Consider the following 24263-nt stretch of genomic DNA (forward strand, 5'->3'; position numbering starts at 1 on the left):
CCAGGGTGCAGCACCTAGGACATTTGGTCTGAAATGTCAGCGGCGCGGTGGCCTCAGATCGCCTTGGCGTGCCTTTGAGCGTCCGGCGCCAGATAGGCGTCGAAAAGGGCGCAGATGGAGCGCACCAGCATACGGCCCCGGGGCGTCACCTGCAGCATCCGGCCGTCCCAGGTCGCCAGGCCGTCCTGCCGGAAGTCGTGCAGTCGGGCGATGGCGTCGTGCAGATCGGCGAGCGTGCGGCCGTGGCGCTCGCAGGCGGCGACGAGATCCACGGCGAAGTCGCACATCAGCCGCTCGATGATGTCGGCGCGGAAGCGGTCTTCGTCGGTGACCGCGACGCCCCGGGCGATGGGCAGCTTGCCGTCGGCGACCGCATGGCGCCAGCCCAGTTCGGCGGTGATGTTCTGCACATAGCCCCCCGGCGTCGTGCCGATGGCCGAGGCGCCGAGGCCGAGCAGCGTGCCGGCCGCGTCAGTGGTGTAGCCCTGGAAGTTGCGGTGCAGGGCGCCGTCGGCCGCGGCCTTGGCCAAGGTGTCCTCAGGCAGGGCGAAATGGTCGAGGCCGATCTGCACATAGCCCTCGGCCTTCAGCCGCTCGGCGGCGGCCTGGCTCTGCTCCAGCCGCTCAGCGGGGCCTGGCAGGGCGGCCTCGTCGATCAGCTGCTGGTGGGCCTTCATCCACGGCACATGGGCATAGCCGAACAGGGCGAGCCTCTCGGGGCGCAGGGTCAGCACTGCGTCCAGGGTGGACAGCGTGTTGCGGGTCGTCTGGTGGGGCAGGCCATACATCAGGTCGAGATTGACCGAGGCGACGCCGGCTTCGCGCAGGGTCGCCACGCACTCGGCGATGTCCTCGAACTTCTCCTGGCGGTTCACTGCGCTCTGCACCTCAGGCGCCAGGTTCTGAACCCCGAGGCTGGCCCGCGACAGGCCGTGATAGGCCGCCGCCCGGATCCAGTCGCGCGACAGGACGGCGGGGTCCAGCTCGGCGGCGATCTCGGCGTCCGGGGCCACATTGAAGACGTGCCGCAGGCCGCCGAAGATGGTGGCCAGCTCCTCGACGCTGAGCATGTTGGGGGTGCCGCCGCCCAGGTGGATATCGCCCACAGCCATCTTGCCCGGCAGAGCCTGCTCCAGGGTCGAGAGTTCTGTCATCAGCAGGGTCACATACTCGCCCACCGGCTCATGGCGGTTCACCGCCCGGGTGTTGCAGCCGCAGTACCAGCAGAGCCGGGCGCAGAAGGGGATGTGCAGATAGACCGACACCGGCGTGGTGACTGGCAGATCAGCCAGCCAGGCGCGGTAGGCAGCCTCGTTCACCTCCGGGGTGAACTGCACCGCTGTAGGATAGCTGGTGTAGCGGGGGGCGCGGCCATCGTACTTGGCGATCAGGTGCGCGTCGGCGGGGGCGTGGGGATTGTAGAGCACGGTCATGCCCCCATCATCCTCAAGCGCTTGGCGGGCCGCCGTGACCCAGATCAAAAGCCAGAAAGGCCGCCACGCCTGCGCGTGACGGCCTTCCAGAGTGCAGATGGCGAGGCGTGATCAGGCCTGATCCTCGTCATCGTCGATGGGCAGGCTGAACTCGTGCCAGAGGCCGTTGAGGACGCCAAAGGCCACCGCCAGGCCGATGCCCAGGATCCAGGCGAAATACCACATGATCGGGTTCCTTCCGGCGTTCAGTAGAGGTCGGGATTGGTGCGCAGGCTGTCCAGGGTGACCCGGCCCCACAGCACCTTGAACACCCAGGCGGTGTAGGCGAGCACGATGGGCAGGAAGATCACCGTGACCACCAGCATGACGAACAGGGTCAGGTGGCTGGAGGACGAATTCCAGACCGTGAGGCTGGAACGCGGATCGATGCTGCTGGGCAGGATGAAGGGGAACATGGACAGGCCGACGGTTGAGATGATGCCGAGCGCGGCCATGGACGAGCCGCCGAAGGCTAGGGGCTCGCGCCCCATGCGGATCCCGAGGAAGGCCAGGGCCGAGCCCAGGAAGCCCAGCACCGGGGCGGCGATCATCCAGGGATAGAGGCTGTAGTTGTCCAGCCAGGCCCCAGGGGCGGCGAAGGCGCCGCTCCGCAGCGGATTGGACGGTCCGGCGATGTCGGCGCCGGCGTCCAGGCTGAAGCCCAGGCCCCCGAAGCGGACAAAGGCGAAGCCGACGGCGAACAGGGCCAGGGAGGCGAGCGCGGTGACCGATCCGATGGTCCTGGCCCGGTCGCGCACCGGACCGTGATCGGCCTTGATGGTCAGCCAGGCCGCCCCATGGGTCAGCAGCATGGTCACCGACAGGAGGCCGCAGACCAGGGTGAAGGGGGTGAAGAGGCCCAGGAACGGACCCTCGTAGAAGGATCTGAGGTCGCTATCGAGGCGGAAGGGTACGCCCTGCAGGACGTTGCCGACGGCGACGCCAAAGACGAGGGCCGGCACGAAGCCGCCGACGAACAGGCCCCAGTCCCAGAAGGCGCGCCAGCGAGGATCAGGCCGCTTGGACCGGTACTTGAAGCCCACGGGCCGCAGGATCAGGGCTGAAAGCACCAGGAACATGGCCAGGTAGAAGCCGGAGAAGCTGACGGCGTAGACCATGGGCCAGGCGGCGAAGATCGCCCCGCCGCCCAGGATGAACCACACCTGGTTGCCTTCCCAAGTCGGGCCGATGGTGTTGATCACCTGACGGCGCTCAGCGTCATTGCGCCCCACGAAGGTCAGCAGGGCGGCGACGCCCAGATCGAAGCCGTCGGTCAAGGCGAAGCCGATCAGCAGGACCCCCATCAGGGCCCACCAGATGACGCGGAGCGTCGGATAGTCGAGGAGCAGTTCCATGGGGATGATCCTTACTCGGCCGCCACGGGGATCGGACCGGCCGGCTCATCGACCGGATGCTGGTCCTCGCTCTTGGCGTACGGGCCTTTCTTGATGGTGTGGAGGATGAGCCCGACCTCAACGATGGCCAGGATCCCGTAGAAGACGGTGAAGCCGATGATGGTGGTCCAGAGCTGCGGCACGGTGAGGCTGGAGGCTCCCAGGAAGGTCGGCAGGACCCCCTCGATGGCCCAGGGTTGACGGCCGACCTCCGCCAGAACCCAGCCCAGCTCGGCGGCGATCCAGGGCAGGGGTATGATCAGCACCGCCAGGCGCAGGAACCAGCGGGTCTCGTAGCGCCGCATGGAGGCCAGGACGAAGGCGGTGGCGAAGAAGGCGACCATCAGGAAGCCGATGCCGGCCATGATCCTGAACGACCAGAACATCAGCGGCACATTGGGCACGGTGTCCCAGGCCGCGGTGCTGATGGCCGCGGCGTCGGCCTGGCGGGGATCGTCCACATAGCGCCGCAGCAGCATGGCGTAGCCGAGGTCGTTCTTGTGCTCTTCGTACTGCGCCCGGGCGGCGAGGTTCTCAGGGTCGGTCTTCAGCCGCTCGACAGCGTCATAGGCGATGACGCCGGACTCGATGCGGGTCTCGGCCACGGCCACCAGATCAAGGATGCCCTCGACCTCCTGGTCGAAGCTACGGGTGGCGATCAGGCCCAGGACGTAGGGGATCTTGATCTCAGACCCGGTGGAGCGGGTCTCCAGATTGGGCAGGCCAAACAGGGTTAGCCCGGCCGGCGCCGGCTCGGTCTCCCACATGGCCTCCAGGGCCGCGAGCTTCATCTTCTGGTTGTCGGTGAGCGCGTAGCCGGACTCATCGCCCAGCACGACCACCGAGAGCGAAGCCAACAGACCGAAGGCCGCGGCTACGGTGAAGGAGCGGATGGCGAAGGCCCGGTGACGTTCCTTCAGCAGGTAGTAGGCCGAGATCCCCAGCACCACGACGGCGGCCAGGACGTAGCCGGCGCTGACCGTGTGGACGAACTTGGCCTGGGCGACCGGATTGAACAGCACCGCCTGGAAGTCGACGATCTCCATCCGCATGGTCTGGGGATTGAAGGCCGCGCCGACGGGGTTCTGCATCCAGCCGTTGGCGATCAGGATCCACAGGGCCGAGAGGTTGGATCCCAGGGCGACCATGAAGGTGACGCCCAGGTGGGCGAGCTTCGACAGCTTGTCCCAGCCGAAGAACATCAGGCCGACGAAGGTGGCCTCCAGGAAAAAGGCCATCAGGCCCTCGATGGCGAGCGGCGCGCCGAAGATGTCGCCCACATAGTGCGAGAAGTAGGACCAGTTGGTCCCGAACTCGAACTCCATGGTGATGCCGGTGGCCACCCCGAGGACGAAGTTGATTCCGAAGATGGTCGCCCAGAACCGGGTGACGGTCCGCCAGATCTGGCGGCCGGTCATCACATAGATGCTCTCCATGATGACCAGCATGAAGGAGAGGCCCAGGGTCAGGGGCACGAAGAGGAAGTGGTACATCGCCGTCAGCGCGAACTGGAGGCGGGATAACTCGACGACAGCGAGGTCCATGAGGGACTCCTAGGAAGCTGCGCCATTCGTATATGCGATGTTGCGCATATTCCTTGATCCAGATCAGGCTGCGACGCCGGTCGGGGGTCTAAGAGGGATCGATGCGCCTTCCCCTGTCTGAGCACCTGGCCGCCGGGCCTCGTTCGTCCCGTCTCGGGCCGGGGCTGTTCTGGGTCCTGGACGCCGCCGGCGCCGTGGTCTTCGCCCTGGGTCTGGCCGGCGCCGTCACCCATCTGAGCGTCGGCGTGGCGGGCGGTCCCTGGCCGTGGCTTGGCGCCCTGCTGGCCGGGGCGATGCTGCGGGCCGTCTCCATCTTCGCCGCCACCAGCGCCGGCGCGCGCCGGGCTCGCCAACTGAAGGGCTTCCTGCGGGAGACGGTCTTCCGGGCCGCCCTGCGGGTTCCGGCGGGCCAGGCCGCGCCGATCGGCGAGCGGGCCGCCGCCGTGGTCGATGAGGTCGAGGCCCTGGACGGCTGGTTCTGCCGGTTCGAGCCCCTGAGCTTCGCGGCCAGGATCAGCCCTGTCCTGGTGCTGGGCGCCATCGCCCTGGCCAGTCCGATCAGCGCCCTGATCCTGGTGGGCGCGCTGATCCCCTTCGCCCTGATCATGGCCCTGGCCGGCATGATGGCCGCCGACGCCGCCCGGGCGCAGTTCGAGGCCCTGGGCCGGCTGTCGGGCCTGTTCATCGATCGCGTCCGGGCCCTGCCGGTGGTGCTGGCCTTCCAGGCCGAGGCGGTCGAGGCCGCCAAGGTGGAGGGCGCCGCCCGCGGGGTGGCCCGCCGGACCCTGGCGGTCCTGCGGTTCGCCTTCCTGTCATCGGCCGGGCTGGAGTTCTTCGCCGCCCTGTCGGTGGCCCTGGTGGCGGTCTATGCGGGCTTCAACCTGTTGGGGCTGTTGCCGATCCCGGTTCCAGAGAAGCTTGATCTCGGCCGCGCGCTCTTTGTCCTGGCCCTGGCGCCGGAGGTCTATCTGCCGCTCCGCCGGCTGGCCGGGGCCTATCACGACAAGCAGGCCGGTCAGGCTGCGGCTGAGAGGCTGGCGCGGCTGCTTGATGGCCCGGCCGTTCCCGCGGCGGGGGGCGAGGGTCTCCCGGACGGGCCGAACCTCGCTTTTGAGGAGGTGCGGCTCACCTATCCCGGCGGCGCGACTATCGGCCCCATCAGCTTCACCGCCCCGGCGGGCAAGGTCACCGTGCTGCTGGGCGCCAGCGGATCTGGCAAGACCTCGCTGTTGTCGGCGCTGGTGGGCGCTGCGCCCCTGTCGGCCGGAGAAGTGAGGGTGGATGGACTTCGCCTGTCCTCGGAGGGCTCCTTCGCCCGGTCGGTGGCCTGGGCTGGTCAGGCGCCGGCGCTGGCGCCCGGAAGCGTGGCCGACAACATTTCGCTGGGGCGTCCGGGCGCATCAGCCGAGCTCGTCGCGGCGATCGCCGACAAGGTCGGCCTGGCGGCGGTCATGGCCGGGCGCGCCGAGGGGCTAGACACCCGACTGGACGAGCGGGGTTCGGGCCTCTCAGGGGGTGAGCGTCGGCGGATCGGCCTGGCGCGGGCCTGGCTGAAGCCAGCTCCTATTCTCTGCCTGGACGAGCCCACGGCCGATCTGGACGCCAGGGCCGAGGCCGAGATGATCGAGGTTCTGGCCAGCATGGCGCGCGGCCGCACCGTGCTGATCGCCAGCCATTCCGAAAAGGTGGCGGCCATGGCCGACCATGTGGTGCGTCTCCCATGACCCTGTCTCTCCAGAGCCTGGTCGCCGAGCAGCGGCGAGCCCAGGGACATGCCCTGATGCTCTCGGCCCTGGCCGCCGCCGTTCTGGCGCTCTGCGCCGTGCTGCTGATGGGCCTGTCTGGATGGTTCATCGCCGCGGCGGCGGCGGCAGGGGCCGGGGGCAAGGCCGCGGTGATGGCCTTCAACTATCTGCTGCCGAGCGCCGGCATCCGGCTGCTGGCGATCCTGAGGACCGGCGCCCGCTATGGCGAGCGGCTGGCTGGCCACGCTGCGGCCCTGAACGCCCTGGCCGAGATCCGGCCGGCCCTCTACCGCGCCCTGGCCCTGGGCCGTCCGGAAGCCGCCCTGGCGATGTCCGCAGGGGAGGCTTCGGCCCGCCTGGTGCAGGATGTGGATGCGGTCGAGACCCTGTTTGTGCGGCTTTCGGCGCCCTGGGCTGCGGCTGCAGCCCTGGTTGCGGGGCTTGCCCTGACCCTGCTGGCCGGTCCCGCCCCAGCGCTCTGCCTGCTGGCGGCCATGGGTCTGCTTCTGGTGGTCGGTCGGCTGCTTGCTCAGCGGGTGTCCACTGAGCCAGGGCGTGAGGTTCAGGAGGCGACCGGCCAGCTGAAGGACGCGGTGGCCGCCTATCTCGCCGCCAGTCCGGACCTCGTCTGCTACGATCTTGAAGACCGCGCCGTGGCCGCGGTCATGGCCCATGACCAGCGTCTGGGCCAGGCCCAGGGCCGCGTGGTCGATGGGGAAGCCCTGATGACCGCCCTGCAGGCGGTGGTCAGCGGCCTGGCGGTGGCTGCGGTGCTGCTGGCCGCACGGGACGTCGCCATCCCCCTGGCGGCCCTGGCGGCGCTCAGCACCGTTGTCGCCCTGGAGGGCGCCGCGGGCCTGCTGCGCGCCTTCGAACGGGCCGGCGCAGCGGCCGAGGCCGAACGCCGCCTCAATGAGGTGCTGATCCCTGCGTCCGAACCCGCGCGCAGTCCCGATCCGTTCGGGGGCCGGGACCTGACCCTGCCCATCGGCGGCGGCGTGCGGCTCGCGCCCGGCGTCCGGGCAGCCCTGGTCGGCCCGTCCGGCTGCGGCAAGACGCAGATGCTGGAGCGGCTGATTGGTCTGCGGACAGCCGGCCTTGAGGGCTTCGCCATCGCCGGAACGCCGCTGGCGCGCCTGACCCCGGCCTTCGTGCGCAGCCAGTTCGCCTATGGTCCGCAGGACGCCCGGATGCTGACCGGCAGCGTGCGGGACAATCTCCTGCTGGCCTCGCCGCGGGCCAGCGACGCCGAACTGTGGCTCGCTCTGGCCGACGCCGGTCTGGAGGACCGGATCTCCGTCATGGCCGGCGGCCTCGACGCCTGGCTGGGCGAGGGCGGCGCGCGGCTGTCGGGGGGAGAGCGCCGGCGATTGTCCCTGGCGCGCGCCCTGCTGCGCCCGTCGCCCTGGCTGGTTCTCGATGAGCCCACCGAGGGCCTGGATTCGCAAACCGAGGCCCTGGTCATCGCGCGGCTGGAGCAACGCCTGGCGCGGACGGGGCAGGGCCTGCTGCTGGTCTCGCACCGTCCAGCGCCGCTCGCCCTTTGCGACAGAACTCTGAGGCTGGCCGATCCGGTCGCCGGCCTTGAGCCCCTTGCGACCGCCGCCGGCTGAGGTCGCCAGCCGCCGGCGTGCGGTCGTGACGAAGGCGCCCCGGACATGGACCGCCGGGGCGCCTTCACAGACCTATAGGTTGGGGATGGAGTGCGACGGCCCCTGGCGAAAGCAAGGTTGCCGGCGCAGCGGGCCAGCTCCGTCTGGGGCGGAGCCGGGCGCTGCGCCGGCGGGGCGCTGAAGCTGGAGTTCGACCGCGACGGGGTGGTGCGGCGATGAACTCCCGTCTCGACAGGTCCGGGCGCGGGCCTGGGCGGGCCCGCGCTCGATGGCCTATTCGGCGAGGCGTTCCAGCGCGTCCCAGCGCGTGACACGGAAGCGGCGGCAGCCGTCGAACTCGACGACCGAGGCGCCCTGGAGCTGGGTCAGCATCCGCGACACGGTTTCAATGGTGAGTCCCAGATAGTCGGCCATGTCCTGGCGACCCATGGGCAGGGCGACCTGCTCGGACCGGTCACGTTGGGCCAGGTCCATGAGGAAGGAGGCGACCTTCTCGCAGGCCGTCTTGCGGCCGAGAACCAGCAGGTGCTCCTGGGTGCGTTCCAGCTCGCGACGGGTGGCCTGCCACAGGGCGCGGTCCAGGTCCTCGTCGCCGGCGAAGGTCTTCACCGCCGAGCGCTTGACCACCAGCAGGGTGCAGTCGCAGAGGGCCTCGGCGGAGAAGCGGTGCAGGTCGCCGGTCTCCAGGCCCACGAGATCGCCGGGATAATAGAAGCTACCCACCTGGCGGCGGCCGTCGCTCAGCAGGCGGGTCGTGCGCACCGCGCCGGTGACGACGATGTAGAGAAGATCGGCCTCTTCATCCTGACAGAAGATCTCCTCGTCCTTGGCGAAGTTCATCCGAAGGCCGAGGCGTTCCATCACCTGGGCGATGGCCGGCGTGGCGATGGGGGCGTCGGGGGCGTAGGCGAGGGTCATGGCGGAGGTCCTTGAGCCGATGACTGCATCCTGGCCCGCGCCGCCTTCGCCCAACATTCGGGTCTGCTACCTAAGTAGTTTCCCGGATTTGCGGCGTGGCCGTCTTCTGACATCCGATCTGCGGGGCGTCCTTGACCCTGGTCAAGGCGAGGGGGCGACCTTCCGTCTCAGTCTGGCCCGCCAGGAGCGCGCCCATGACGACCACCCGAACTGACCGCCGCAGGATCCTGCTGATCAACGGCCACCCCGATCCCCATCCCGACCGGCTCTGCTCGGCCCTCGCCACCGCCTATGGCGAAGGGGCGGAAGCCGCGGGCCATCAGGTCAGACGGATCGAGGTGGGCGGGCTGTCCCTGGCGCCCATCACCTCGCAGGCGGCTTTCCTGTCGCAGCCGACCCCCGAGGTGGCTGAGATTCAGGACGCGGTCCGCGAGGCCGATCATCTGGTGATGATCTATCCCCTGTGGCTCGGGGCGCCGCCGGCTGTGTTCAAGGCCTTCCTGGAGCAGGTCTTCCGCTATGGGCTGGCCCTGGCCGCGCCCGGGGAGGCCAAGGGGGTGAAGGGATTGCTGGGCGGCCGCTCGGCCCGGGTGGTGGTGACCATGGGCATGCCCGGCTTCATCTTCCGTCTTGTGTTCTTCGCCCACGGTCTGAAATGCGTCAGCCGGGGCCTGCTGTGGATTTCCGGCGTGCGCCCGGTCCGCGAAATGGCCCTGGGGCCGGCGGAATCCCCGAGCCCGGCGCAGCGCTTGAGATGGATCGCCCGGATGCGTCGCCTGGGAGCGGCGGCGGCCTGAGGCTCAGAGCGGGAGGATCCGGTGGATATGGCCAAGGAGAAGGTCGCCCAGCAGGGGCTTCTCCACCAGCTGGGCCTGCAGCCGGGCGGCGCGGGCGCGAACCCCTGGAGTCGGATTGCTGGTGATCAGGATGGCCGGCAGGCTGACCTTCCGGTCACGCAGGGTCTGTAGCACGTCCAGCCCCGACATCCCCGACAGGCGGTAGTCCAGGACGAGGCAGGCGTCGCGATCCGGCAGATCCCGGGCGACCAGCTCTTCCCCCGTGGCGCAGGATTCCACCCGATAGCCTTCGATTTCCAGGGAGAAGGTCAGAGCCAGGCGCAGGGCGGCGTCGTCGTCCAGAAGGACGACCATGGGCGCCGGGCGGATCAAGGTGAGCGACTCAGGAAGCATGGGCCGGGGCTGCAGCGTGCGGGAGCCTCCACCCTAGGGATGGGTCACGTCCCGTCCTTGATCCACCGCAAACGCCGACGCTCGCCGGGCGGAGGCTAGGGCCTGACCAGCAGCACCATGCGGATCAGTTCCGACAGTCCCCGGGCGCCGGTCTTGGACATCACATTGGCCCGATAGACCTCAACGGTCCTGGGACTGATTCCCAATTCGTGGGCGATGACCTTGTTGAGCTTGCCCTCCACCACGCCATCGAGCACTTCGTGTTCCCGGGGGGATAGGCTGTCGAGCACCGCGCGGACCCGTTCCCGCTCGGGGTCGGCGGTGGTCTCGGCGGCCGGAGACTGCGCCGAGCGGATCGCCGCCAGAAGGGTCTCTTCCTCAAAGGGCTTCTCGAGAAAGTCCACGACGCCGGCCTTCATGGCCTCCACCGCCAGGGGCACATCTCCATGGCCGGTGATCATGATGACGGGATAGGCGCAGCCCCGCGTCTTCAACCGGCGCACCAGGTCGAGGCCGGTCATGCCCGGCATGCGGATGTCGGTCACAATGACGCCGGCCGCGACGGCCTCGAGGGCGTCCAGGAAGGCCTGTGCTGAATCATAGGTGCAGGCGGTCAGGCCGGCGGTGTCCAGGAGGAAGGCGAGGGAGTCCCGCATCGCCTCGTCATCATCGATCACATGAACCACAGACTCAGTCATCGGACTCCAAATCCTCACGCCGCACGGCCCGCAGGGTGAAGCGGAAGATCGTGCCCCCGCCTGGATTGGGCTCAGCCCAGATCCTGCCCCCGTGCGCCTCAACGATCGTTCGCGAGATCGACAGCCCGACACCCATACCTTGCGGCTTGGTGGTGACGAAAGGCTGGAACAGCTGATCGATCATCTCAGGGGCGATGCCTGGGCCGGTATCGGTGACCACCACCTCGACCATATCCTCGGCTGCTGGCCGTGTGGCGACCGTCAGCTCCCGCCGCGGCGAGGCCTCCATCGCGTCAATGGCGTTGCGCATGAGGTTGAGCAGCACCTGCTGGACCTGGACCTTGTCGGCCAGGACAAGGGCGAGCTGATGGTCCAGCCGGAACTCCAGCCGCACGCCGCGTTCCTTGGCCCCGATCATGGCCAGGGCGCCGGCCTCCTCCAGAAGCTGGGGCAGATTCTCGATGCGACGGTCCGACTCGCCCTTGGACACGAAGTCGCGCAGCCGACGGATGATGTGACCGGCGCGCAGGGCCTGTTCCGTGGCGCTGGACAGGGCGCCCTTGATCTTGTCCCGGTCAAGGGCCGGCGCATCCAGCAGGCGCTCAGAGCCCTTCATGTAGTTGGCGATGGCCGACAGGGGCTGGTTCAGCTCATGGGCCAGCGCCGAGGCCATCTCGCCGAGGGCCGTCAGCCGCGAGACGTGGACCAGCTCCGATTGCAGGTCCTGCACCCGTCGTTCGGTGCTCTGGCGCTCGGTGAGGTCGCGGACAAAACCGGTGAAGAACCGCTTGCCCGAGGTTTCCATCTCCCCCACGGCCAGTTCCATCGGGAAGGTGGAGCCGTCCTTGCGGGCCCCGACCACGACCCGGCCGATCCCGATGATCCGGCGTTCGCCGGTCTGCATGTAGCGTTGCAGATAGGAGTCATGCTGTTCCCGGTAGGGGCTTGGCATCAGCACCGAGACGTTGCGGCCCACGGCCTCGTCGGCCCGCAGGCCAAACAGGCGTTCCGCCGCGACGCTGAACGAGCGCATCACCCCATGGTCGTCGATGACGATCATGGCGTCCGGTACGGTTTCCAGGATCGAGCGGAGCCGGGCCTCGCTCTCGGCCAGGTGCAGGATCGCCTGGGCGCCCTCAAGCGTGCGTCGCTGAAGGTGATGGCCCGCCGCGGCGATGGCCAGGCCGCTGATGACGAATAGCAGGCTGTCCACCTGATTGGCCGCGCCTGCGAAGGCCGCGTGTCCGCCGAGCAGCCAGACGCAGGCCATCCCGGCCAGAGTCGCGAGCAGCGCAGCCCCCGCGCCGCCCATCAGTCCCCCGACCACAGCGGCGGGCAGAAAGATCAGATAGACCGTCCGCTCGCCCACCAGGGGCAGGATCGCGACATAGAGGGCCGCCGACAGGGCAGTGGCCCCGGCGGCCCACAGATAGCCGGCCCAGGCGGGCCTCCGAGCTGCGACGCTTTGCCAGGTCAGCCAATGCATGGAGACATGCGGTAGAAGGGGGCGCGGCGCTTGGCAAGCTTATGGGGTAAGGCTGCCGGTGAGGTCAGGTAGGTCGGCGCCGCCAGACCCGCGCGACAGGGGCGGAGGGGGCATCATCCGTGGACGATTTCAGATGGGCGTCCTTCCTGTTGGCGGCGGTGTTGATCGAACTGACGCCGGGGCCGAACATGGGCTACCTGGCGCTGGTCAGCGCGCGGCGCGGGTGGTCGGCCGGTCTTCTGACACTGCTCGGGGTGACCCTAGGACTCGCCGCCCACATGGTGGCGGCCGCCGCGGGCCTGTCGCAATTGGCGGTGGCTCAGCCGGTGCTCTACCAGGCGCTTCGCTGGGGTGGGGTCGCCTATCTGCTCTGGCTGGCCTGGGACACCTGGCGGGGGCCCGGAGCGTCGTCGGAGGTCGAGGATCTGTCGCTCGGCGATTGGCGGGATGTGCGGCGAGGCTTCCTTACCAATGTCCTCAATCCCAAGGCGCTGATCTTCTATGTGGCCGTGCTGCCGAGTTTTGCGCCGCCGCAGACCGACAGCCCGCTCAGGGCCTTTCTGACGCTGGGCGGCATCCATCTGAGCGCCTCGGTGGTGATCCACGTCGCCATCGTCGCCCTTGGCGCGCGGGCCTATGGATGGGTCGCCAAAGCCGACCGGGCGCCCCAGGTGCAGGCGGCCTTCGCCCTTGGGCTTGTGGCGGTAGCGGGCTGGGTGGCCTGGAGCACCCGGGGCGGTTAGGGCGCGCAGGCTAGCGCTTGCCGCCGTTCGACCAGTTGCTCACGGCGAACAGGGTGAAGGCGAAGGCGCCGAAGGTGGCGAGCACCAGGCCCAGGTAAAGATCGTGCGCAGTCATGATGTTGCTCCTCTCTGACGGGATGGAGGATCAGGGCGGAGAGCTTGAGGGAAAATTCCGGTCTGGCGCCTAGGTAGGATTACGGAGGCGGTGGGGTGGCCATGGCTCAACTAGGATAGAAGGGTTGGGCGACCACACTGCGGAGACCGGCCATGCGCGACATCCTCATCATCCTGAGCCTTGCTGGCGCGCTCGCCTCCTGCGCCACCCCGCAGCTGGGACCGCCGCCGCAGCCCCTGAGCCCGGCCGCGGAGCGCGGACTCCAGTTCGTCACGCGATCCTGTGGGGGGTGTCACGCCGTCGGCTACAGCGGCCATAGCGCCAATGCGGTGGCACCGCCCTTCGCCAGCGTGCGCATGCGCCACACGGCCATCGGCCTGGAACGGTCCTTGGCGCAGATTGCGCGGGAAGGGCATGGGGAGATGCCCCCCATCTACATGACCGCCGCCGAGATGCAGGACATCGTCGCCTACATCGAGTCCCTGGAGCCTGTGGCCGAGGGGCCGGGGCATGGCCCGGCGACCCACAAGGCGGCACTCTAGAGAATCCAGCGGCTCCAGTCGCCATAACGCGCCCGCACCGGTCCCCGGCGGATCGCCAGGGCGATGAGGGCCAGGCCCGCAGCGACGCCCGCGGCGGTGTGAAGGGTTGAACTCTCGAACGTAAAGGCGCTGACCGCCAGGGCGACGCCCAGCACCGGCAGGGCGAGCCTGGCCGTGCGGGTCACTTCGGCCGCGGCGATCGAGACGACCGTCAGCACCAGGGCGCCGATCAGATGGTCGGCGTTCGCCGCCGCGCCCTCCGCGCCCAGGGTGAGCCTGCTGAACATCAGCCAGATCCCGATGAGCGCAGCCAGGGCGAGATTCCAGGGCAGGTTCACGCCGCCACTGGCCATGTCACGCAGGATGGCGGGGGCGGGACGGGCGAACTCATCGGTCTCGGCCTCGACCTCGCCGTCGTCGGTGTCGCCGACCAGGAGGGTGCGCAGGATCGGATGGCCGGCCCGCTTGCGCCGCGCCAGGAACTGCAGGCTCGCGAGCAGTTCATCCATCGCATAGGGCACCTGCAGCAGCATGGCCGCCGCGCCGATCAGGCACAGGGTGCACCAGGTCCCGATGACGATGGGCTGGATGATGATGAAGGCGATGGAGACGACGCCCAGCGGCACGATCATCAGGCCAAAGGCGATGACCAGCCAGGGCATGGTCCGCCAGCGACGGCGCGACCCGATCAGGCCGGTGACGATTTCCAGGGCGTAGACCAGGGCGCCCACCGCCGCGTCGGGGATCGGCCAGGCCTTGGAGACGTCGGAGGTGATGATCTCCTCGGTCCCATTGCGGGGATCGGGGCCGCCCGGAAAGAAAGGCTCCCAGACCCTGTCGATGTGGCCGAGCTGGTAGGCCGACAGGGTGAGCGAGACAAACAGGCCGACCAGGGCCAGGACAATGATCGGGACGCGCTGAGTCCAGTCCGAAGGATTGTAGCGCCAGCCCGGCGGGGTCATGGGTCCGGCAAGCTCGGCCGCGGGCGTGACGCCGGGGTCGGGGCGCAGGCCCACCGCAAGCCCCATGGTGAGCCCCCCGACCAGAATTCCATTCAGGAAGGCCGCGGAAGAGGGCGTCCAGAAGAGGATCGGGGCGAACATGATCCACAGGCCGAGCGCGGCCGCGGCCCAGCGCGCCAGCCAGAGCCTGGCGCTCAGCGACAGGGCGCCGAGGATCATGAGGGCCAGGCCAGAGACGACCTGGCTGGTCATGAGGCGGCCGTCATCCAGCCCCATGGCCGGCATGGTGGCCACCAGCCAGGCGCCGAGCGCCATGACGCTCATCTGGGCCCAGCGCTGTCGGCTGTGCGCCTCGCCATAGGCCTGTTCGTGGCGCTGTCGAGCGTCCTCCGGGTCGAGGTCGGCGTCCTGGGCGTCGCTCATCCAGGCGGGGAGGGGAACCCCGTTCGCCTTGTGCCATCCCTCGGGATCTTCGGTCAGCGAGGCCACCAGGGCCGGCAACTCGTCGCGCAGATGGTGGCGCGGACGCCAGCCGAGCAGGTCGGCGGCCCGGCCGATATCGAGGGCGTAGTGGTCGTCGGCCATTCGCACCATGAAGGGACGGATGAACGGCTTTTCGCCCTGGTCCAGGGCGTCGGGGATGATCGGCTCAAGCTTCTCCTGCGCCCAGGCCCCCAGGGCGGCCACGGGCTTTGGCGCCTGGAAGGTGGCCCAGTCCTCCCCATGGATGAGCTGGCCAATCTGATCCTGCAGATCCTGGTAGGAGACCGCGTCAGCCTCGCCGATCAGGATCGCCGCGTGGGCGGGAAGGCTGTCGCGCCGGTCCACGGCGCGCACGAAGGCGTCCACCATGTCGTCCTTGTGCAGCATCGACTGCCCGACATCGGTGTCGCCGGAATAGAGGTGGCTTTCGAAGTCCCGCCCATAGATCCGCGCGATCTGCTGCGAAAGGGTCGGGACAGCGGCCGTGTCGTCATAGACCCCCGCCAGACGCAGCAGGAGGTAAGGGATCTTTCCGGCGCGCTCGGCGACGGCGGTTTCGGCTTTCGCCTTGGACTGAGGATAGATCCAGCGCGGATCCAGGGGCTGGGTCTCATCAATGCGCTCGCCGGGGCTGACCGGGGCATGGACCAGCATGGTGCTGGCATAGATGAACTGCTCGACCTGGAAGGCCTGCAGACCGTCCAGCAGGTGTCGGGTCCCCTCGACATTCAGCGTCTCGTAGAGAGCGTGGTCCTCGCCAGAGAAGTCGAAATAGGCCGCGAGATGGATGACGCTGGCCAGGTGGCCGCCATGATCGCGTCGGACCTGCTGGAGCGCCGCCTTGACCGAATCCCTGTCCGTCAGGTCCGCGGCGATCAGCGGATAGTCGCGGGGCGCGGCCTCAAGATCCAGGCCGACGATCCGGTAGCGTTCGGACAGACCCGCGGCCAGGGTGGCCCCGAGATTGCCAGCTGCGCCGGTGATCAGGACAAGCGGCTTGGGCTCGGCGGTCACAGCATCCGTTTGCGACATGCTCAGAAGGTCAGCAGGGCCGCGACAACCACAGCGGCCAGCATGAGCGCCGCGGCGATCGCCCAGACCGTGGGTGGCAGGACCAGACCGGGCGCCTGCGGGTCGGGCCGGGTGGGCATGGGCGAGCGGCTCGTCCCCGGATCTGGCCGCGCCGCGTGGGCCCCGCCGGCTTCAGCGTCGGCCGAGGCCGGGGCCGCCCCTGGATCGAACACCGGTTCAGCGCTGTTGGGGCGCTCGCGCCACTGATCGTCCTTGGTCTGCAGCGGATGGGTCATGGGGTGAGAACCCCGATGGTCAGACGAGGTTCCCCGCCGGGTCGTCGTGCTCCTCGCCGGCATGATGTTCAGAACGACCCGAGGCCTCAGCAGATGAAAACACCTCCTCCTGGCCGTCGTCCTGCAGGCCGGCGCGGGCCGCCGACACGTCCTGCTCAGCCTGCGCCAGCACGAGACGCAGGGCGGCGGCTTCGTCCTCAGCCTCGACGACCGCCCGGCGGAGGGGCGCGGCGTCGGGGCGGGTCCCCAGTCGGACTTCGATCACCCATGGGGTGGGCATGGCGGACTCCTTCAAAACACAGGCGCTGAACGAGTGAGACCGCAGACCGCTCCGCCGACCGGCCGCAAGCATGAAAAAAGGGCCGGCGCGGACGCCGACCCTTTTTTCGTTCAGACAAGCCTGAAGCGGTTTAAGCCGCTTGCAGATTGGCCGCGGACATCTTGCCGTTGCGGGCGTCGCGCTGCATTTCAAAGCCGAGCTTCTGGCCCTCGTGCAGCGAAGCCATGCCGGCGCGCTCCACGGCTGAAATGTGAACGAAAACGTCGGCGCCGCCGTCGTCAGGCTGGATGAAGCCGAAGCCTTTTTGGCCGTTAAACCACTTCACGGTTCCGGTGCTCATGTTGATCCCTTTCCGGGTCTAAATATTCACGCGCCCAAGAGCGGTCGCGCGATCAAATTTTCGGAGAGGGTCGAGAAGTCCAGACGTCGTACGAAGTGCGCAGCGGTGGATTTTAGGCGAGCCAAAACGATATTCGATGATCCAAGGTCGCACGAAATTGGCCCTGAAGGCAAGATTATTTTCCCTAAGGCTCGGACTTACAGCGGAAATTCCTATATACTAATTCTTCACAACACGTTCTGGCCGCCGGCCCTCATTGCGTTTTTCGCCCTGTGGTGGTTGCGGTCGGACCTTACGGGAGCCTGCCATGCGCGAAATTCGGGATCGGGTCGTTTTCACGGTGGCGCGTCATGACGGTTATTGGGCCGTCGAGCAGGACGGCGCCTTCTCTGACCACAGCCTCGACAAGGAAGAAGCCAAGGCCGCGGCCAACAAGCGCGCCCGCGCCGCCCAGGACAAGGGCCAGCCCTGCCTGGTGCGGGTCAGCGGCGAACACGGCTTCTTCGCCGCGGCCTAGAACCCAGCGCCGATCGACGGCCCTAGCTTCGCGGTCGATCGGCGCCTTTTTTGTCTAGCGCGACGTCTCACCGCCAGGAGGCGGCGGCATTTCGCTGCCGCTGGGTTGCGACCCAGGCTGGCTGTGCGCTTCGGCGGGGACCCCGCCGGGCTGCCCATAGGCTGGCGTCTGATCAGCAGCGCCGCCGGTCATGGCCCCGGCCGGAGGCGCATCAAGGTCGCCCGCTTCGTTGTCCACCACGCCCATCTCCGACCCCGTCGTGGCCGGATCGCCCTGGCCGCAGGCTGCGACCAGCAAGGCGGCGCCCGACAGCGCCGCGGCCAGGCCGAGACGGGGGCGCTTCGCAGTCATCATCATTTTCAAGCTCCTCTGGTTGAGAAGCCAATGCCCTGTACATGGCGAGGGTTCCCGCCCGGCGCCGGCGACTGCGCAAGCGGTGGGCGCCCGCCCGGGAATACGGGTCGCGTGTCCCATCCGTCCTGACGCCAAACCTGTGCCATACTAGACGGGAGACTCACCGCGCGGCGCGCATATCCGGCCTTGAGGGATCCCAAGCCATGACCGTCCAGTCCTCCTCAGTTTCGTGGCGTTCGGCGCGACGCGCGCTCGTTGGCGCGTCCCTGGCGCTGCTGGTCGCCGCCTGTGGCCAGCAGGCGAGCGAAGAGGTCGCCGCAAGCGACGCGCCGGTCCCGGCGGCGGTGGCCGAGCGCCAGGAAGGCTTCAAGGCGCTGGGCGCGTCGTTCAAGCTCATCAACGACCAGCTCAAGACCGACGCCCCAGACATGGCGCAGATCGTCCCGGCGGCCGAGCGGATGAATGTCCTGGCCAGCCAGATCCCCGGCTGGTTTCCCGCTGGGACGGGGCCTGACGACGGGGTGAAGACCGACGCCCTGGCGACGGTGTGGACGGACCCGGACGGTTTCGCCGCCGCCCAGACCCGACTGGCCACGGCCACCACCCGGCTGCAGGAGCTGGCGATCGCGGGCGACGCCGCTGGTCTGCGCGAACATGTGAAGATGGTGGGCGCCAGCTGCGGCGGCTGTCACGACAACTTCCGGGTCGAGCAGTAGCCGTGTCTGGTCGGGCGCCCCGCGTCCGGGTCTGGGACCTGCCGACCCGCCTTGTCCACTGGGCCCTGGCGGTCCTGGTGGTGGTAGCCTGGCTGACGGCCGGCGAGCGGATGAACATCCACCGCTACGCCGGCTACGGCATCCTGGGCCTGGTCATCTTCCGTCTCTACTGGGGCGTGGTGGGCGGATCCACGGCGCGGTTCTCGCAGTTCATGAAGGGGCCCGGCGCCGTGCTGGCCTACGTCCGCGGCTGGCGCGGGGCGCCGGCCAGCTTTGGGCACAACCCCCTGGGCGCGCTCAGCGTTCTGCTGCTGGTGCTCCTGTTGATCTCGCAGGTGGGACTTGGTCTGTTCGCCATAGACATCAACGGCATGGAGTCTGGACCCTTTGCGCGGTTTATCGACTTCGAGACGGGCCGTCAGGCGTCCGACCTGCATGAGCTGAACTTCCGGCTGTTGCAGGCCGCCGTGGCGCTGCATCTGGTGGCCATCGCCGCCTATGCCGTTTTCAAGCGGCGGAACCTGGTGAAGCCGATGGTGACCGGCCAGGACGCGACCCCAGGTCTGGAGGGCGAACTGCGCCCGGCGCCCCTGTGGCGCCTCGTGGTGGGCGTGGCGATCGCGGTCTTGGTGGTGGTGCTGATCGCCCGCGCAGGCTAGTCACCCGCCTCATGATCCTGACCCTATCCTGCGCCGACCGGCCCGGCATCGTGGCCCGCGTGGCCAACTTCCTGTTCGACGGCGGCGGCAACATCATCGACGCCCAGCAGTTCGGCGACGTCGAGACTGGCCGCTTCTTCATGCGCGTGGTGTTCGAGGCTGGCGACACCTCGGCCGAAAACCTGCGCGACGCCTTTGCCCCCATCGGCGTCGAGTTCGGCATGAACTGGACCCTGCGCGACCCCAAGGTGCGCAGGAAGGTGATGATCCTGGCTTCTCAGGCCGATCACTGCCTGTCGGACCTGGTCTGGCGCTGGCGTCGCGGCGAGCTGCCCATGGAGATCTGCGCGGTGGTGTCGAACCACCCGGCCGACACCTATTCCAGCATCGACCTCAGCGGTCTGCCCTTCCACCATCTGCCCGTGAACCGGGACACCAAGCTGGAGCAGGAGGCCGCGGTCTGGTCGCTGGTCCAGTCCACCGGGGCCGAGCTGGTGGTGCTCGCCCGCTACATGCAGATCCTGTCCGACGGCTTGGCGGCCAAGCTGGAGGGGCGCTGCATCAACATCCACCACTCCTTCCTGCCGGGCTTCAAGGGCGCGCGGCCCTATCATCAGGCCCATGCCCGGGGCGTGAAGGTGATCGGGGCCACGGCCCACTATGTCACCGCCGACCTCGACGAAGGCCCGATCATCGAACAGGACGTGGAGCGGATCAGCCACCGCGACACGCCCGCCGCCCTGATCCGCAAGGGCCGCGACATCGAGCGCCGGGTCCTGGCCCGGGCGGTGCGCTGGCACCTGGAAGACCGGGTGCTGCTGAACGGCGCCAAGACCGTGGTCTTCACCGACTGAGGCGAAGCTCTAGTAGGAGCGCGGCAGGCCCAGAACGTGCTCGGCCAGATAGGCCAGGATGAGGTTCGTCGAGATCGGCGCCACCTGATAGAGGCGGGTCTCGCGGAACTTGCGCTCCACATCGTACTCCTCGGCGAAGCCAAAGCCGCCATGGGTCTGGATGCACATGTCCGCCGCCGCCCATGATGCCTCCGAGGCCAGCAGCTTGGCCATGTTGGCCTCTTCGCCGGCCGGATCGCCCGCCTCGTAGCGGGCTGCGGCCTCATAGGTCATCAGCTTGGCCGCCCGGACCTGGGCATAGGCCCGGGCGATGGGGAACTGGACCCCCTGGTTCTGGCCGATCGGCCGACCGAACACCACGCGGCTGGAGGCGTAGGCGCGGGCCTTGTCCACGAACCAGCGGCCGTCACCGATGCACTCGGCGGCGATCAGGATGCGCTCGGCGTTCATGCCGTCGAGGATGTAGCGGAAGCCCTTGCCCTCCTGGCCGATCAGACAGGAGGCCGGGATTTCCAGATCATCGAAGAAGAGCTCGGTGGTGGCGTGGTTGAACATGGTGCGGATCGGCTTGATGGTCAGGCCGCGCCCGACGGCCTCGCGCATGTCCAGCAGGAAGACCGACAGACCCTCGGTCTTCTTCGCCGTCTCCTCCCGCGGGGTGGTGCGGGCCAGGAGCACCATGAGGTCGGAGTGTTCGGCGCGGCTGATCCACACCTTCTGGCCGTTGATGACGTAGGCGTCGCCCCGGCGCACCGCCTGGGTGGTGATGGCGGTGGTGTCGGTGCCGGCGCCGGGTTCGGTGACGCCAAAGGCCTGCAGGCGCACCTCTCCGGTGGCGATCTTCGGCAGCCACTGGGCCTTCTGGGCCTCGCTGCCGTGCCGCAGGACGGTGCCCATGGTGTACATCTGAGCGTGGACGGCCGCGGCGTTGCAGCCGCTGGCATGGATCTCCTCCAGGATGGCGGCCGCCGCCGACAGGCCAAGTCCGCTCCCCCCGTACGACTCCGGGACCAACACGCCGAGCAGGCCGGCCTCGGTCAGGGCCTGGACGAATTCGGTGGGATAGGTTCGCTCGCGATCCCGGGCGCGCCAGTACTCGCCCGGAAAGCCGGCGCACAGCCTGCGCACGGTTTCGAGAATGGCCTCATGTTCCTGCGCCGGGTTCATATCGATCTCCCACTGGCTGACCCTCCCAAGCCCTTAGATCAGGCGCGCGCGCCGGGAAACCGCGCCCCTACGTCAAGCTTCACGGGCGTGGGCATTCGCGGCCGCTAGCGCTTTGCGGCGGATTGCGGCAGATGGCGCGACAGAACCGCATCCCCATGGAGTCTACCCCTTTGGACCAGCTCAAGGCGCTGATCACCTCGCCGCGTACAGAGAAGATCATCACCGCTCTGATCGTGCTCAATGCGATCACCCTGGGGCTGGAGACCAGCGCCTGGGCCATGGCCAATTTCGGTAATGTTCTACTGCTGCTGGACCGGGTGATCCTGGCGGTGTTCGTCGCCGAGATTGTCGCCCGCATCGCCGTCCACCGTCTGGCCTTCTTCAAGGACCCCTGGAGCCTGTTCGACTTCGCCATCGTCGGCATCGCGCTGGTGCCGGCGGCCGGCGCCTTCTCGGTGTTGCGGGCCCTGCGCATCCTGCGGGTGCTGCGGATGATCACCCTGGTGCCGTCCCTGCGTCGGGTCGTCGGCGCCCTGATCAGCGCCCTGCCGGGGATGGGGTCGATCATCCTCTTGATGACCCTGATCTTCTATGTGGCCTCGGTGATGGCCACCAAGCTGTTCGCCGCCAGTTTCCCCCAGTGGTTCGGATCCATCCCGGCCTCGGCCTATTCCCTGTTCCAGGTGATGACCCTGGAGAGCTGGTCCATGGGCATCGTGCGGCCGGTGATGGAGGTCTATCCCTATGCCTGGGCTTTCTTCGTGCCCTTCATCCTCTGCACCACCTTCACCATGCTGAACCTGTTCATTGGCATCGTGGTCAACGCCATGCAGAGCGAACACGAGGAGGAGGCCAAGGCTGAACGTCAGCAGATCGAGGAGGACCTGCGTCTGGCCAGCGTCGAGCGACAGAAGGCGCATGCCGAGGATGCGGCTGATCTCGCCGCCCTGCGGTCCGAACTGGCGGCCCTTCGCCAGGAGATCGGCGCACTGAGCCATCGTCTGACGGACCGCTAGGGGCCTTACAGGCTTAAGCTTTGGTTGAGACGCCAAGGTCTAGGTTGGCCAGAAGGTATCGGCCGTTCGCCCTTGTCTCGGAGTTCCCCCATTACCCGTCAGAGCCGACAGCTCCTGCTCGCCGTCCTGCTTTACGGCGGCTATGTCGCCAATCTCTGGCTGACCAATGTGCTCAGGGAGACCACCGGCGTCGGCACGATCTGGACGGCTAACGCCTTTGTCATCGGCGCCCTTTTGCTGTTGCCGGCCCGTTGGGCGCCGGCCCTGTTGGCCGTGGGTTTCGTGCTGCAGGGCGCCATCATCCTGGCCTTTGGGCACCCGCTCTATGGCGCCGTGGGCTACAGTCTTCTGAACGTGGTCGAAGCGGTGGCCGTCGTTCATCTGGCCCGCAGGCTCAATGCCGTGCGGCTCACCACGCCGGGCCGGTTCGCCGCCTTGATCTTCCTGGCCTTGGCGCCGGTCCTCGTGATTTCGGCCCTGCTGCTTGGGCTAGGCGCCCTCGTAATCGAGGGTAAGTTTCCGACGGATATGCTGGTCAACCGGCTGGGCGCGAAGTTCCTGGGCATGTCGTTGGTGCTGCCGGCCATCCTGTTGCTCAGCCAGGGGCGACGGACGCGTCTTCTGTCCGAGCGCTCCTGGGAGATCACATTGGGCTATGTGGCCGTGGCCGTGCTGGTGGCGTTGATCATCACCCCGGCCGCGCCCATCGCCCTGCTGACCATGTTCCCGGTCATCACCATCCTTGGACTACGGACAGGTCCTCAGGCGGTCACAGTGTCTATGGCGGTGGCCTGCGTGGTCCTGCTGACGGTCGGCTTCCTTTGGGGGCGCGCGCCGGTCCTGGCTGAGACCCGGACGCTGTCTCAACAGGTCACGATCTTCCAGGTCTATCTGGGCCTTGTGTTCGGGACCGGCATTGTCACCGCCCTCATGACCATCCACCAGCAGCGCCTGCGCGATCTGATCCTGCGGCGCTCCATCAGCCATCAGCGGGCGCGGGAGCGGGCCGAGGCCGCCTCGGTGGCCAAGACCGACTTCCTGGCCACCATGAGCCACGAAATCAGGACGCCGCTGAATTCGATCATCGGCTTCGCCCAGGTCCTGGAGATGGACAAGGATATGCGCGCCGACAGCCGGCGGCAGATCGATCTGATCCGACGTTCGGGCATCGCGCTCCTGACCGTGGTCAACGATATTCTCGACTTCTCCAAGGTCGAGGCCGGCCGTATCGAGCTCGATCCCAAGCCGGTCGACCTGACCGTCGTCTGCCGCGACGCCCTGGCCATCGTCGCCGAGGCGGCCGACAGCAAGGGCCTGGCCCTGACCATACAGGTCGAGGGCGAACTGGCGGAGGGACACGTCTGCGACGATCACCGTCTCTGTCAGGTGCTCCTCAACTATCTGAACAACGCGGTGAAGTTCACCGATGCGGGGCAGGTGATCCTGACCCTGAAGGCGACCCCCGAGGGCGAGCGCGACCGGGTGCGGATCTCGGTCACCGACACCGGCGTCGGCATCGCCCCGGCTGCGGCCGCCACCCTGTTCCAGAGGTTCAGCCAGGTCGACTCCTCGGTCAGCCGCACGCACGGCGGCACGGGCCTGGGCCTGGCGATCTGCAAGGGCCTGGTGGAGGCCATGGGCGGTCAGGTCGGGGTCGAGTCAGCGCCGGGCGCCGGTTCGACCTTCTGGCTGGAGCTGCACCTGGAGCGGGCAGGGGTCTCGATCTCGGCCGCCGAAGACGATGACCGCGCCGCAGCCCTGTCGGCGCATATCCTGCTCGTCGACGACCATCCCATGAACCGTGAGCTGGGGGTGCTGATGCTGCAGATTCTCGGCTGCACCGCCGATGTCGCCTGTGACGGCCGCGAAGCCATCGAGGCCGCCAAGACCGGCCGCTATGACGCCATCCTGATGGACCTGCACATGCCAGGCGTGGATGGCCTGGCGGCGACCCGGGCGATCCGCGCGCTGGAAGGTGAGCGGGGCCAGGTGCCGATCATCGCCATGAGCGCCGACGTGCTGCCCGAACAGATCGCCCGCATGCGCGACGTGGGCATGGTCGATAGTGTCGACAAGCCGGTGAAGATCGAGAATCTCCACGCCTGTCTGAGCCGCTGGACCGGGGCAGGGACATCGGAGAGCTCCGCC

At 68.2% G+C, this 24263-nt stretch carries 25 protein-coding genes; 11 read left to right on the forward strand and 14 right to left on the reverse strand.

Features of this window, described 5'->3' with window-relative positions:
• Nucleotides 1-53: 53 nt before the first annotated feature.
• From hemN to Q8N19_RS11860, 4 genes are all read right to left on the reverse strand, one after another.
• A complete protein-coding gene (hemN, locus tag Q8N19_RS11845; RefSeq protein ID WP_305590882.1) occupies nt 54-1433 on the reverse strand; it encodes an oxygen-independent coproporphyrinogen III oxidase in 1380 nt (459 codons plus the stop codon).
• Nucleotides 1434-1544: 111 nt separating this feature from the next.
• Complete coding sequence (cydX, locus tag Q8N19_RS11850) at nt 1545-1658, reverse strand: cytochrome bd-I oxidase subunit CydX (protein WP_305590884.1); 114 nt, start codon at nt 1656-1658, stop codon at nt 1545-1547.
• Between the two features lie 20 nt (nt 1659-1678).
• Nucleotides 1679-2827, reverse strand: coding sequence for a cytochrome d ubiquinol oxidase subunit II (gene cydB / locus Q8N19_RS11855; RefSeq protein WP_305590886.1), 1149 nt, complete (start codon nt 2825-2827; stop codon nt 1679-1681).
• An 11-nt stretch (nt 2828-2838) separates the two neighbouring features.
• Complete coding sequence (locus Q8N19_RS11860; RefSeq protein ID WP_305590888.1) at nt 2839-4410, reverse strand: cytochrome ubiquinol oxidase subunit I; 1572 nt, start codon at nt 4408-4410, stop codon at nt 2839-2841.
• Between the two features lie 101 nt (nt 4411-4511).
• On the opposite strand from Q8N19_RS11860, the gene cydD reads away from it, so the two are divergent.
• Nucleotides 4512-6134, forward strand: coding sequence for a thiol reductant ABC exporter subunit CydD (gene cydD, locus Q8N19_RS11865; protein ID WP_305590890.1), 1623 nt, complete (start codon nt 4512-4514; stop codon nt 6132-6134).
• Complete coding sequence (locus tag Q8N19_RS11870) at nt 6131-7768, forward strand: ATP-binding cassette domain-containing protein (RefSeq protein ID WP_305590892.1); 1638 nt, start codon at nt 6131-6133, stop codon at nt 7766-7768. The genes cydD and Q8N19_RS11870 overlap by 4 nt, the downstream gene beginning before the upstream one ends.
• Nucleotides 7769-8041: 273 nt before the next feature.
• Here Q8N19_RS11870 and Q8N19_RS11875 read toward each other — a convergent pair whose 3' ends face one another.
• On the reverse strand, nt 8042-8686 hold the full coding sequence (locus tag Q8N19_RS11875) for a helix-turn-helix domain-containing protein (RefSeq protein ID WP_305590894.1): 645 nt from the start codon (nt 8684-8686) through the stop codon (nt 8042-8044).
• Between the two features lie 194 nt (nt 8687-8880).
• Here Q8N19_RS11875 and Q8N19_RS11880 point away from each other — a divergent pair, with 194 nt between their 5' ends.
• The gene (locus tag Q8N19_RS11880; RefSeq protein WP_305590896.1) at nt 8881-9483 is read left to right on the forward strand and encodes an NAD(P)H-dependent oxidoreductase; all 603 of its coding nucleotides are present in this window, start codon (nt 8881-8883) and stop codon (nt 9481-9483) included.
• Nucleotides 9484-9486: 3 nt separating this feature from the next.
• Here the strand turns inward: Q8N19_RS11880 and Q8N19_RS11885 are convergent, their stop codons facing one another.
• The 3 genes from Q8N19_RS11885 to Q8N19_RS11895 all read right to left on the reverse strand — a co-directional run bounded on the left by Q8N19_RS11885 (nt 9487) and on the right by Q8N19_RS11895 (nt 12060).
• Nucleotides 9487-9876 carry a response regulator transcription factor gene (locus Q8N19_RS11885; protein ID WP_305590898.1) on the reverse strand — a complete coding sequence of 130 codons (390 nt, stop codon included), beginning with the start codon at nt 9874-9876 and terminating at the stop codon, nt 9487-9489.
• A gap of 95 nt (nt 9877-9971) precedes the next feature.
• On the reverse strand, nt 9972-10574 hold the full coding sequence (gene fixJ, locus Q8N19_RS11890) for a response regulator FixJ (protein ID WP_305590900.1): 603 nt from the start codon (nt 10572-10574) through the stop codon (nt 9972-9974).
• A complete protein-coding gene (locus tag Q8N19_RS11895; RefSeq protein WP_305590902.1) occupies nt 10567-12060 on the reverse strand; it encodes a sensor histidine kinase in 1494 nt (497 codons plus the stop codon). Before Q8N19_RS11895 ends, fixJ begins: the two co-directional genes overlap by 8 nt.
• Before the next feature lie 119 nt (nt 12061-12179).
• Here Q8N19_RS11895 and Q8N19_RS11900 point away from each other — a divergent pair, with 119 nt between their 5' ends.
• Entirely contained in the window at nt 12180-12803 is a 624-nt protein-coding gene (locus Q8N19_RS11900; protein WP_305590904.1) for a LysE family translocator, read from the forward strand.
• Nucleotides 12804-13070: 267 nt separating this feature from the next.
• A complete protein-coding gene (locus tag Q8N19_RS11905; protein WP_305590906.1) occupies nt 13071-13460 on the forward strand; it encodes a cytochrome c in 390 nt (129 codons plus the stop codon).
• Here Q8N19_RS11905 and Q8N19_RS11910 read toward each other — a convergent pair.
• The 4 genes from Q8N19_RS11910 to Q8N19_RS11925 form a co-directional block, all read right to left on the reverse strand.
• On the reverse strand, nt 13457-15937 hold the full coding sequence (locus Q8N19_RS11910; protein ID WP_305590908.1) for a vitamin K epoxide reductase family protein: 2481 nt from the start codon (nt 15935-15937) through the stop codon (nt 13457-13459). The genes Q8N19_RS11905 and Q8N19_RS11910 overlap by 4 nt on opposite strands.
• A 2-nt stretch (nt 15938-15939) precedes the next feature.
• The gene (locus tag Q8N19_RS11915; RefSeq protein WP_305590910.1) at nt 15940-16212 is read right to left on the reverse strand and encodes a hypothetical protein; all 273 of its coding nucleotides are present in this window, start codon (nt 16210-16212) and stop codon (nt 15940-15942) included.
• A gap of 19 nt (nt 16213-16231) precedes the next feature.
• Complete coding sequence (locus Q8N19_RS11920) at nt 16232-16492, reverse strand: hypothetical protein (RefSeq protein WP_305590911.1); 261 nt, start codon at nt 16490-16492, stop codon at nt 16232-16234.
• A gap of 130 nt (nt 16493-16622) precedes the next feature.
• Nucleotides 16623-16832 (reverse strand): cold-shock protein, encoded by a 210-nt coding sequence (locus Q8N19_RS11925; protein WP_296562956.1) that lies wholly within the window; start codon nt 16830-16832, stop codon nt 16623-16625.
• A 307-nt stretch (nt 16833-17139) separates the two neighbouring features.
• Here Q8N19_RS11925 and Q8N19_RS11930 point away from each other — a divergent pair, with 307 nt between their 5' ends.
• Nucleotides 17140-17349, forward strand: coding sequence for a hypothetical protein (locus Q8N19_RS11930; protein WP_305590913.1), 210 nt, complete (start codon nt 17140-17142; stop codon nt 17347-17349).
• Between the two features lie 54 nt (nt 17350-17403).
• Here the strand turns inward: Q8N19_RS11930 and Q8N19_RS11935 are convergent, their stop codons facing one another.
• The gene (locus Q8N19_RS11935; RefSeq protein ID WP_305590915.1) at nt 17404-17706 is read right to left on the reverse strand and encodes a hypothetical protein; all 303 of its coding nucleotides are present in this window, start codon (nt 17704-17706) and stop codon (nt 17404-17406) included.
• A 200-nt stretch (nt 17707-17906) separates the two neighbouring features.
• Between Q8N19_RS11935 and Q8N19_RS11940 the strand changes: the two genes are divergently transcribed.
• From Q8N19_RS11940 to purU, 3 genes are read left to right on the forward strand one after another with little or no spacing between them, the layout of a single operon-like run.
• Nucleotides 17907-18419, forward strand: a complete 513-nt coding sequence (locus tag Q8N19_RS11940; RefSeq protein ID WP_305590917.1) for a cytochrome c — start codon at nt 17907-17909, stop codon at nt 18417-18419.
• A 2-nt stretch (nt 18420-18421) separates the two neighbouring features.
• Entirely contained in the window at nt 18422-19078 is a 657-nt protein-coding gene (locus Q8N19_RS11945) for a cytochrome b/b6 domain-containing protein (RefSeq protein WP_305590919.1), read from the forward strand.
• A gap of 11 nt (nt 19079-19089) precedes the next feature.
• Nucleotides 19090-19932, forward strand: a complete 843-nt coding sequence (gene purU, locus Q8N19_RS11950; protein WP_305590921.1) for a formyltetrahydrofolate deformylase — start codon at nt 19090-19092, stop codon at nt 19930-19932.
• A 9-nt stretch (nt 19933-19941) separates the two neighbouring features.
• Here purU and Q8N19_RS11955 read toward each other — a convergent pair whose 3' ends face one another.
• On the reverse strand, nt 19942-21099 hold the full coding sequence (locus Q8N19_RS11955; protein WP_305590923.1) for an acyl-CoA dehydrogenase family protein: 1158 nt from the start codon (nt 21097-21099) through the stop codon (nt 19942-19944).
• 131 nt (nt 21100-21230) lie between these two features.
• Between Q8N19_RS11955 and Q8N19_RS11960 the strand changes: the two genes are divergently transcribed.
• Nucleotides 21231-22115, forward strand: coding sequence for an ion transporter (locus Q8N19_RS11960; protein ID WP_305590924.1), 885 nt, complete (start codon nt 21231-21233; stop codon nt 22113-22115).
• 72 nt (nt 22116-22187) lie between these two features.
• A partial coding sequence (locus Q8N19_RS11965; protein ID WP_305590926.1) for an ATP-binding protein occupies nt 22188-24263 on the forward strand: 2076 nt, incomplete at its 3' end.

Origin of the sequence: Phenylobacterium sp., assembly GCF_030693405.1 — a bacterium.
Classification (GTDB): Bacteria; Pseudomonadota; Alphaproteobacteria; order Caulobacterales; family Caulobacteraceae; genus Phenylobacterium.